This window comes from Streptomyces endocoffeicus (assembly GCF_016741935.1).
GTDB classification, from domain to species: Bacteria; Actinomycetota; Actinomycetes; order Streptomycetales; family Streptomycetaceae; genus Streptomyces; species Streptomyces endocoffeicus.
The window spans coordinates 442,355-452,516 of the sequence record NZ_JAERRG010000005.1; the positions used below are offsets into that span (position 1 = coordinate 442,355).

Genomic DNA, 10,162 nt, shown 5'->3' on the forward strand with positions numbered 1-10,162 from the left:
GTGCGGACGGCGCGGCGGGCATGCGGCTGGGTGGGGGAGGGGCGGCCTGTGGCCTGCGGCTTGGCGGGCTGCGGCTTGACGGCCTGCTGGTCTGACGGCCTGGTGGTCTGACGGCCTGGTGGGCGCGATGGGGGCGCTGGACGCGGCGGGAGGGCGTGCGGGGGCGCTGGAGGTGGCGGCAGGGCGCGCGGGGGCGCGCCGAGCGGTCGGCCGCCTGGCGTCCAGTGGTCGGTCCTGTGGGGTCCTGTCGAAGGATCCAGTTGTGCGCCGCGGTGGTGGATTCAGCGGTGCGCCGCGGTGGTGGATTCAGCTGCGGGGATGGAGAGCGGGTACGGCGACGGGGGTCAGTCGTCGGTCGCGGGGCCGGTGCCCGACACGGCCTCCTCGACGAGCTGCTCCTCACAGGCGCCCAGCCGCCAGTAGCCGGTGAAGGTGACGGCCTTACGGTCGAAGCCGCGCTCGCGCACCAGGTGGCGGCGCAGCGCCTTGACCGTTCCCGCCTCGCCCGCGATCCAGGCGTACGGCGTGCCGTGGGGCAGCTCGGTGGCGCCCAGGGCGTTCAGCAGCAGGGCGGAGCGCGGGGTGCCGGGGGCCACGGCGTCCCGGACCAGCCAGGTGATCTCGGCTTTCGCCTCGGTGCGCAGCTCCTGGATGTCCTCGGCGTGCTGGACCTCGAGCCACACCTTGACGGGGAAGTCGGCGGGCAGCCATTCGAGGATGCCCGCGATGGCGGGCAGCGCGGTCTCGTCGCCGGTGATCAGCACCCAGTCGGTCCTGGACGGCGGCCGGAAGTCCACCCCGCCGTTGTCCTCCACGACCGGGCCCAGCAGGGTGACGCGGTCGCCGGCCTCGGCGCGCGCGGCCCACCGGGCGGCCGGGCCGCTGTCGTGGTGGAGCGCGAAGTCCACGTCGATCTCGTCGGGGTCGCGGCGCTGTTGGCGCACCGTGTACGAGCGCATGATGCCGCGTTCGGCCGGGTCCATCGCCCGCCAGGAGGTGAACCAGCCGTCCCCGGCCTCGACCGGCACCACCGGGGCGGTCTGGCCGGGGTGCGGCAGGAAGAGTTTGAAGCGCTGGTCGCGGCCTCCGCTGGTGAAGCCCTTCAGACAGGCGCCGCCGAAGGTGATCCGCGCCATGGACGGTCCGAGCGAGCGGGTCCGTACGACCCGCGCGTCGAAGAACCGGAACGGGATGGCGGTGGGGGTGGCGGTTTTGATGGCTGCGGTGGTCATGGGAGGAGGGTCTTCCCTTCGCTTGCCGGGGGGAGGCCGGGGGCCAGCCGGTCGACTGGCCGTCAGCTGGCCGTCTGGCCGTCAACTGACCGTCAGCTGACCTTCTTCGCGTCCTGGATGGCCTTGGTGAGGGATTCGACGAGCGGGGCGGCGCCGGCGTACGAGAAGCGCGGCTCGCTGCTCCAGGGGGTGATCTGACCGGCCTTGACCGGGGCCAGCTTGGACCAGGTCGGCTTGGAGGTCAGGGCCTCGGGCTGGAGGGTCGCGGTGCGGTTGTCGAGGAAGAGCACATCGGCGTCGTACTTGTCGGCGTTCTCCCAGCTGAGGCTCTCGAAGTAGCCGCCCTTGTCGGGCTTTTCGGGGACGACGAAGTCGACGCCGAGCTCGCTGAAGTAGATCAGGTCGGCATTGATCTTCGGGTTGGAGACATAGAAGAGATCGGCGCTGGCGGAGCAGGCCATGACCTTGATCTTGTGCGATTTGGCGGTTTTGCGCAGGGTCTCGGCGGCCTTCTCGAACCGCGCCTTGGCGTCGGTGACCTTCTTGGCCTTCGGATCGGCGCCGAGCGCCTCGGCCAGCGCGGCGTAGCGCTTGATGGGCTCGAGCATGGAGACCCGGCCGGTGGTGATGGTGGCGCTGGGGGCCAGCTGCAGGATCTTCTTCTTGCTGTCGTCCGGGATGTAGAAGAGCGCGCCCGGGTCGTACATGTTGGTGATCAGCAGATCGGGGCTGAGCGAGGCGTACTTCTCGACGTTGAACTGCCCCCAGGTGTTGCCCAGGGAGGTGGCCTGGTCGATGGGGAAGTCGCCCGCCTGGACGTCGGGCTTGCCGTTCTTCAGCGTGGTCGGGCCGAAGACGCCCGTGATCTGCTTCTCGATGCCGAAGTCGTAGAGCGCGGCCGCCGAGGCGATGTAGGCGACGATGTGCCGCGGCCTGCCGTCGAGGCTGATCTTCTTCTTGCGGTCATCGGTGAACGACCAGGAGCCGCCGTCGCCGTCACCGCCGGAGCCCGAACCGCCGTTGTCCCCGCAGGCGGTGACCAGGGCTCCGAGGCCGAGGGCGCCGCCCGCGGTGAGCAGACCGCGGCGGGAGAGGGGGAGTGCTCTGGCCTGGCGCATGATGGTGCTCTCTCTCGATGCATACGGGGACGTGGTCACGGGACGGCAACCCGAGGACGTAGTTAGGTTAGCCTAACCAACCTGCTTGTCCAGTGGGTGGGGTCGTTCCGAACCGCACATCGAGGGGCTCATACGGCCGTTCAGGGCGGATTCACAGGTCCAGCACCAATCGCGGGCCATGGCAGCGTGAGACGCAGATCATCATCGTCTCGCCCGAGGCCCGCTCCTCGTCGGTGAGCACGGAGTCGTGGTGGTCCACCTCTCCCTCGACGACATCCGTCTCACACGTCCCACAGGTGCCCTCTTCGCAGGAGTACAAAACCGGTACCCCCGCCGCCTCGACCGTGCGCAGCACGCTGCGCTCCGGCTCCACGGTGAGCGTCAGCCCGGAGCGGGTGAGCACCAACTCGAAGGCCCGGCCTCCCGATTCACCGCCCGCGTCGTCCGTACGGGGCTGGAACCGCTCGGTGCGCAGGGACCCCTCCGGCCAGTCGCGGCACGCCTCCTCGGCGACCTGGAGCAGTGGCTCGGGGCCGCAGCAGTAGACCAGGGTGCCGGGACCGGCCGGGGTGGTGAGATACGGCATGAGGTCGAGCAACCCCTCCTCGTCCTGCGGCACCAGGCGCACCTTGCCGCCATGACGGTCGGCGAGCTCGTCCGCGAAGGCCATCGAGGCGCGGGTGCGCCCGCCGTACAGCAGCCGCCAGTCGGCGCCCGCGGCCTCGGCGGCTGCCGTCATGGGGAGGAGGGGCGTGATGCCGATGCCGCCCGCGATGAACAGATAGCGGGCCGCCGGGCGCAGCGCGAAGTGGTTGCGCGGCCCGCGCACCCGCACCGTGCTGCCCTCGGTGAGGGTGTCGTGCACCTGGGCGGAGCCGCCGCGCCCGGCGGGGGCGCGGAGCACCGCGATCCGCCAGAAGGCGCGGTCGGCGGGGTCGCCGCACAGCGAGTACTGCCGGGTCAGGCCCGTGCCGAGGACGAGGTCGAGATGGGCGCCGGGCTCCCAGGCGGGGAGGTCACGGCCCGCCGGGTGGCGCAGCGTCAGCGCCACCACGTCCGAGGCCACCTGCTCCCTGCGGGCCACGAGCAGGGTGTCCTCGTGCTCGCCGCCGGGGTTCATGAACGGGGCTCCTTCCGGTGGCCGGTGGGCTGGTGTTCAGAGGGACCGGCGGGGTGGTGCCCGTTGGGATGGGCGAGCATCCACTGCCACAGCTCGACCGGGTCCTCCGCGGTGCGCTCGGCGCCGCAGTGGCAGACCCCGTGCAGCACATCGGTGCCGGGCAGCCAGTCGATCCGGTACACCTCCGCCGTGGGCGTGCCGCTCACGGGGACGCCACCACGGGCGCGCTCTTCTCCCCCTCGGCGGCGAGGCGGGCGAGGATGCGGCGCGCGGCCAGTCCGCCGGTGTCGATGTTGATGCTGAGCTCCTGGTAGCCCTCGCGCTCGGTGTCCAGCGCCTTCTGGAGCACGTTCAGTGCCGCCACGTCCTGGAGCACCACGGTCCGGTTGAGGTCGTGGAGGAACGTGGACACCTCCTCGTCGCCCTGTGCGAAGTCCCGTGAGACGGCCCAGAAGTCGTACACATGGCGGTCGGTGGACGGGGTGATGGCGTAGGTGATCTCTACATGGAAGGCGTTCGGATCGGAGCCGTCCGGCTCCGGGAGTACCCCGACCGGGGCGATCCGGCTGTGCAGCAGATACAGACAGGGCGCGTGGTACTCGATGTCCTGCCAGCGGGTGATGCGGCCCTCGATGCCGGTGGAACGGGCGTAGAAGGGCGGGCATTCGGCGTCGTCCATGTGCCGGCTGACCCGGACGACGCCCGCGCCCTCGTCGACCTCCGTGGTGATCGGGGTCTCGGCGACCTCGGGGGTGCCGATGTAGCCGCCGTGCAGATACGTCTCGTGGGAGAGGTCCAGCAGATTGTCCACGAGCAGTCCGTAGTCGGCGTCGATCGGCTCCATGCCGCCCACCGTCGTCCAGCGCGGATCGGCCAGCCAGGGGGCGCGCGGCACCGTGCTGGGGTCGGCGAGCGCCGGGTCCCCGATCCACACCCACACCAGCGAGTCCTGCTCGACGACGGGGTAGGAGCGGACCCGGGCGGTGCGCGGGACGCGCTTCTGGCCCGGTACGAACACACAGGTGCCGCCGGTGTCGTAGGTGAAGCCGTGGTAGCCGCAGACGACCGTGTCACCGTCGAGACGGCCGGCGGTGAGCGGATAGCGGCGGTGCACACAGCGGTCGGCGAGCGCGATGACCTTGTCGTCGGACTCGGCGCGGTAGAAGGCGATGGGCTCGTCGAGGATGGTGCGCCCCAACAGCTCGCGGCCGATTTCGCGGCCGTAGGCGGCGACGTACCACTGGTTTTTCGCGAAGGCGGTCATGCGTGCCAGCGTGGTGACGCCCGTCATGCACGGGCAACGGCCCTTCCACTGGGTGGAAGGGCCGCGCGGGGAGGTGGGCCGCGGTGGACCTCCGGTGGTGTGCTGCCGGTGGACCGCCGGGCGGGTCAGCCGCCGAACTGCCAGAAGACGGAGTGATTCAGCGTCAGCAGGACGATCAGCAGGACCACATCGGCGATGCCGAGGGTGATCCCGAGCAGCGCCCGGCCCCTGCGGTGGGTGTCCCGGGCGATGGCGAGCGTCCCCAGGACGATCGCGCAGGGCCCGAAGACCGCGTTGAACAGCAGCAGACCGATCAGACCGAGCACGAAGGAGGCGACGGCCATGCCGTCGGCGTCCCGGCGCGCCCGGACCGGTGAGGTGCGGGACGGTGCGGTGCGGACCGGTGAGGTGCGGGACGGTGCGGTGATTGCCATGGGTCTCAGCTCCCCTTGTGACCGGTGCTGTGCCCGGTGCGTTCGCGGATGAAGAAGATCAGCAGCCAGGCGCCGATGGCGCCCGCGGCGGCGAGGAACAGGGGGAGCGGAGTGTGCGCCGCCGCCCCCAGAAGAACTCCCATCAGGGCGAGTGCCGCGACGATGAAGAGCATGGGTGCCTCTCTCGAAGTGACGATCCGGATGCGGTTGGCGTGCGGATGACAGTGCAGTTGGCGTGCGGATGGTAATTGTTCAGTGAACAGTTGGATTCACAACTGTTCACTGAGTTCCAGAGTACTCCGCCGGACCCTGGAAAAATTCAGCGAACGGCTGTTTACTGAATGATATGAGTCACACGTCCGGGGTCCGGCAGGCCCAGAAGGAGAAGACCCGGCGCGCGTTGATGGACGCGGCGTTGCGGCTGCTGGAGGACCAGAGCCTGAGCAGTCTGGGGCTGCGCGAGGTCACCCGGGCGGTGGGGGTGGCGCCGGCCGCGTTCTACCGGCACTTCCGGGATCTGAGCGATCTCGGTGTCGCGCTGGTCGAGGAGTGCCTGAGCAGCCTGCACCACATGATCGGCGCCATCCTCGCCGGTCAGGACGGTGACGAGGAGCGGATCGAGGCCACCGTCGACGCGGTCGCCGAGCATGTCCGGCGCTACCCCGCGCATATCCGCTTCATCGCACGTGAGCGGCATGGCGGGGTGCGCCCCGTGCGCCAGGCCATAGCCGCCGAGCTGGACCGATTCGCGGACGAGGTGGCCACCGCCTTCTGCCCGCAGCTCCCGGCGGAATCCTGGCCACCGGAAGATGTCCGGATGCTTGCGGAGCTGTATGTGGACCACATGGTGATGACGGCGACGGCGTTCCTGGAGGCGCAGGCCGATCACACCGAGGCCGCGGACGAGCGGCGGGTGGCCGCCACGGCGCGCAAACAGCTGCTGCTGATCAGCCTCGGGCGCCACCACTGGCACGACGCGTGATCTCCACGCCGTAGTCACCGGCCGCGTCCCGGCCGGTGACCCGGACCCGTATCCGTATGCCGTTCGCCGCGGTGTCGAAGGTCTCGCCGGGCGCGTAGGCCGCGTCGCTGAGTCCGGGGTGGACATTGCGCTCCCGGGTGCAGCCGCGGCCGTGGGGGGTGGAGTCCACGATGGTGACGGGGCCGCCGCCGGAGTCGACACCGGTGTTCACCCGGGAGATCAGGACCCCGGGCTTGCATATGGCCTCGTCGTTGCCGCCGGTCGCCCGCGCCTCGATGGCGTAGCCGGTGGACGGCGAGACGGGGACGAAGACCAGCTTGGTGCCCTCGGTGCGGCTCAGCGGGGACAGGGTGTGGGCGAAGACCCCGGAGCGGGCGGCGCACGCGATCTGCCGCGGGCCGAGCCAGCCCAGCTTCCACTTGTGCCAGGCCAGCAGGTCGTTGCCGGGACCCCAGTCCTCGGACATCACATCCCAGTGGCCGGCCTTGTCGCCGCCGCCGTGGGTATAGAGGTCGGGCAGCCCGAAGACATGGCCGTTCTCATGGGGCAGGACGCGGAAGCCGGTGCGGCGCAGCGAGCCGGAGCCGTCGTCCTGACGGCTGTAGACGAAGGAGACATTGGCCAGCGGAACGCCGTCGGCGGTCGGGGCGTGCTGGTTGTCGGCGTAGGTGACGGACAGCACGGCATGCGCGGCCGGTGGCCCGGCGTTCGGGGTGACCAGGACGTTCACCAGGTCGTAGCGGCGGAAGTCGACCTTGGGGTCGGCGGACTTGGCGATGTCGGCGACGAGTTTGCGATAGCCCGGGTCGAAGGGGCTGCCGCGCTTGATGCCGTACGCGCGGAACGGTCGCGGCATCCGCAGCCAGTGGGTGATCGGCATCTCGGGGCGGTAGTCCAGCCGCCCGTACGAGCTCTGCGCGAACCACCGGGAGGTCTGGGGGAAGAACTCCTCGAAGCGCTGGCGGGCGGTGCCCTGACCGCGGACGTCGGGGAAGTCGATCATGAGGTTGAGGGCGTGGACGGTGCCGGTGCTGCGGCTGTAGCCACGGCCGGTGGGTATGCCCTCGGCCATCTGGAGCCCCGGCCCCGAGGCGAGGGCGCAGGGCGCGAGCGAGCCGAAGGCCGGGCGCGCGGAGGGCGCCGGGGCGAGCTCGGGGCGCGTGGGGGGCGCGGGACGTGGGGCCGCCGCCGGGGCGACCACCGCCACCGTGAGCACGGCGGCGGCGGCGAACGCGCCGGCTCTGCGGGGTCGGCGTATTCGTATGCGGGGGCGGGTGGTCCCATGCGTCTGGTCCATTGCCGACCACGGTGTGACGGCGCGGACCGGGGCGCCCGTGGGGTGCCGCCGAACGGTGGAATGACCTGCTCCGTCCGGGCGGCGGTGGGTGCCGGACAGGTGTGAGGCAGGTCACGTACGGACGCAGAAATTCCGGGGACTCATTCCCCGTTTAACCGAGTGAACGCATAAACGGGGACTCACTCCCCGGAAAAGTTGAAGCTCGAACGTCAAGGCCGGGGCGCGGCGCCGCCGCCAAGCCGCCGGAGCACCGGCCACCGGAGAACAGTACGCGTGGAAGCCGTACGCAGAAGGGAGTGCTGTCATGACCGCCGACACGATGACCGCGAAGTCCGCACAGCCCCGGCTGCGCGCGGACGCCCTGCGCAACCGGGAGCGCATTGTCGCGGCCGCCCGAGAGGTGATCGTCGAGAGCGGGGCGCACATCCCCCTCGATGAAATCGCTCGACGGGCGGGGGTCGGCAATGCCACGATCTACCGGCACTTCACGGACCGCCGTGAGTTGATCCACCATGTGGCGCTCTCGGTGATGTCCTGTGTCGCCGACCAGGCCGAATCCGCCCTGGCCGAGGAGGACGACACCTTCTCGGCGCTGCGGCGCTTCGTCCACGCCGCGGCGGACGAGCACATAGGCGCGCTGTGCCTGCTGCTCTCCGACGGCCTCGACAAGGAGCACCCTGATCTCATCGCCACCCGCGACCGTCTGGCGGACGCTGTCGAAGCCCTGATGGGGGCCGCGAAAGCCGACGGCAAACTGCGCACCGACATCGGCGTCGGTGACCTGATGGTCGCGCTCAATCAGCTCACCCGGCCGCTGCCCGGCAGCGCCTGTGTGGACTTCGAGCCCTTTGTGCACCGGCATCTGCAGCTGTTCCTGGACGGACTGCACACCCCGGCGCGCTCGGAACTACCCGGAAAGTCCGTGACCTTGGAGGATCTGCAGCACCGGCCGTGACGTGACATAGATCGCATCCGGCCGATCCCGGAGCACCGCTTATTCCGCGCACGTTCACACGTCTTCCTTACGTGCGTCGTCGCCTCTCGCTACCTCTTACCCAACGGCCTGTGCCGGTCTGACCATGACCGGCCCCTTACGTCCCATTTCTCACTCTCCGCACCGCTAGGTAGGCTCTTCCATGCCTGAAACGGCTCAATTCGTGGATCCCCGGCGCTGGAAAGCGCTGATATTCATCGCCCTCGCCCAGCTGATGGTCGTGCTCGACGCGACCATCGTGAACATCGCGCTGCCCAGCGCCCAGGCCGATCTCGGCATCTCCGACGGCAACCGGCAGTGGGTCATCACCGCCTACGCCCTGGCCTTCGGCGGACTGCTGCTGTTCGGCGGCCGGATCGCCGACCTGTGGGGACGCAAGCAGACCTTCATCGTCGGTCTGATCGGCTTCGCCGCCGCCTCGGCCGTCGGCGGTGCCGCGCTGAACACCCCCATGCTGCTGGGCGCGCGTGCCCTCCAGGGTGTGTTCGGCGCGCTGCTCGCCCCCTCCGCGCTCTCGCTGCTCGCGGTGATGTTCACCGACGCCAAGGAGCGCGCCAAGGCGTTCGGTGTCTTCGGTGCCATCGCCGGTGGTGGCGGCGCCGTCGGTCTGATCCTCGGTGGTGTGCTCACCGAGTACATGGACTGGCGCTGGACCTTCTTCGTGAACATCCCGTTCGCCATCGTCGCCGCGATCGGCGCGGTCGCCGTGATCCGTGAGCCGGTGGAGAGCCACAACTCGTCCCGGCTGGACGTCCCCGGCGTGATCCTGGCCACCACCGGTCTGGTCTCGCTGGTCTACGGCTTCACCCGCGCCGAGTCCGACGGCTGGTCCGCGGGCCCGACCATCGGTCTGTTCGTCGCCGCGGCCGTGCTGCTGGTCGCCTTCGTGGTCGTCGAGTCGCGGGTGAAGGCGCCGCTGCTGCCGCTGCGCGTGGTCGCCGACCGCAACCGCGGCGGTGTCTACGCCTCGCTGGCCCTCGCCATCATCGGCATGTTCGGCCTGTTCCTCTTCCTCACCTACTACATGCAGATCGTGAAGGGGTACAGCCCGGTCAAGACCGGCTTCGCCTTCCTGCCGATGGTCGCGGGCATGATCACCGGCTCGACGCAGATCGGCGCCCGGCTGATGACCCGCGTCCCGGCGCGGCGGCTGATGGGGCCGGGCTTCCTGGTCGCCTCGGTCGGCATGCTGCTGCTGACCCAGATCGACCTGGACACCTCGTACCCGGCGCTGATCCTGCCCGGGTTCCTGCTGCTCGGCCTCGGTATGGGTACCGCCTTCATGCCGGCGATGAGCCTGGCCACGCATGGTGTCGAGCCGCGTGACGCGGGCGTCGCCTCGGCGATGGTCAACACCTCGCAGCAGGTCGGCGGCGCCATCGGCACCGCGCTGCTGAACACGATCGCGGCGAGCGCCACCACCGAGTACGCGAAGTCGCATGCGGCGGGGGCCCCTTCCCGCACGGCGCTGCAGCTGCAGTCGATGGTGCACGGCTACACCGCCGCCATCTGGTGGGCGGTCGGCATCCTGGTGCTGGCCGCGGTCATCGCCATCACGTTCATCAACGCCGGACAGCCGGAGGGCGGCGGCGCGGTCGCCGGCTCCGGTGACGGTGCGGCGGAGGACGCTGTTCCGGTGATGGCGCACTGATGCGCTGAGACCCGTCTGTCGGACTGCCCATAGGCGGTCTGATGTCAGGTGAGGCCCCGCTCCTCGAGTA

General features: G+C 70.2%; 11 protein-coding genes. 3 read left to right on the plus strand and 8 right to left on the minus strand.

The genetic code is table 11. From position 1 onward, the window contains the following. Positions 1-344 precede the first annotated feature (344 nt). The 7 genes from JK364_RS16815 to JK364_RS16845 all read right to left on the minus strand — a co-directional run bounded on the left by JK364_RS16815 (position 345) and on the right by JK364_RS16845 (position 5,341). The gene (locus JK364_RS16815) at positions 345-1,232 is read right to left on the minus strand and encodes a siderophore-interacting protein (protein ID WP_201851868.1); all 888 of its coding nucleotides are present in this window, start codon (positions 1,230-1,232) and stop codon (positions 345-347) included. Between the two features lie 92 nt (positions 1,233-1,324). Further along, entirely contained in the window at positions 1,325-2,350 is a 1,026-nt protein-coding gene (locus JK364_RS16820; protein ID WP_201851869.1) for an ABC transporter substrate-binding protein, read from the minus strand. A 151-nt stretch (positions 2,351-2,501) separates the two neighbouring features. Next, a complete protein-coding gene (locus JK364_RS16825; RefSeq protein WP_201851870.1) occupies positions 2,502-3,470 on the minus strand; it encodes a PDR/VanB family oxidoreductase in 969 nt (322 codons plus the stop codon). Continuing rightward, positions 3,467-3,676, minus strand: coding sequence for a hypothetical protein (locus JK364_RS16830; RefSeq protein ID WP_201851871.1), 210 nt, complete (start codon positions 3,674-3,676; stop codon positions 3,467-3,469). The genes JK364_RS16825 and JK364_RS16830 overlap by 4 nt, the downstream gene beginning before the upstream one ends. Beyond that, a complete protein-coding gene (locus tag JK364_RS16835) occupies positions 3,673-4,734 on the minus strand; it encodes a Rieske 2Fe-2S domain-containing protein (RefSeq protein WP_201851872.1) in 1,062 nt (353 codons plus the stop codon). Before JK364_RS16835 ends, JK364_RS16830 begins: the two co-directional genes overlap by 4 nt. A 125-nt stretch (positions 4,735-4,859) precedes the next feature. Continuing rightward, entirely contained in the window at positions 4,860-5,168 is a 309-nt protein-coding gene (locus tag JK364_RS16840) for a DUF4190 domain-containing protein (protein WP_201851873.1), read from the minus strand. Between the two features lie 5 nt (positions 5,169-5,173). Then, positions 5,174-5,341 (minus strand): hypothetical protein, encoded by a 168-nt coding sequence (locus JK364_RS16845; protein WP_201851874.1) that lies wholly within the window; start codon positions 5,339-5,341, stop codon positions 5,174-5,176. Between the two features lie 173 nt (positions 5,342-5,514). Between JK364_RS16845 and JK364_RS16850 the strand changes: the two genes are divergently transcribed. Continuing rightward, positions 5,515-6,150, plus strand: coding sequence for a TetR family transcriptional regulator (locus tag JK364_RS16850; protein WP_201851875.1), 636 nt, complete (start codon positions 5,515-5,517; stop codon positions 6,148-6,150). Here the strand turns inward: JK364_RS16850 and JK364_RS16855 are convergent. Next, the gene (locus tag JK364_RS16855; protein ID WP_201851876.1) at positions 6,116-7,447 is read right to left on the minus strand and encodes a M6 family metalloprotease domain-containing protein; all 1,332 of its coding nucleotides are present in this window, start codon (positions 7,445-7,447) and stop codon (positions 6,116-6,118) included. The genes JK364_RS16850 and JK364_RS16855 overlap by 35 nt on opposite strands. Before the next feature lie 304 nt (positions 7,448-7,751). Here JK364_RS16855 and JK364_RS16860 point away from each other — a divergent pair, with 304 nt between their 5' ends. Beyond that, positions 7,752-8,402 (plus strand): TetR/AcrR family transcriptional regulator, encoded by a 651-nt coding sequence (locus tag JK364_RS16860; RefSeq protein WP_201851877.1) that lies wholly within the window; start codon positions 7,752-7,754, stop codon positions 8,400-8,402. Between the two features lie 181 nt (positions 8,403-8,583). Next, entirely contained in the window at positions 8,584-10,092 is a 1,509-nt protein-coding gene (locus tag JK364_RS16865; protein WP_201851878.1) for an MFS transporter, read from the plus strand. Positions 10,093-10,162: the final 70 nt, after the last annotated feature.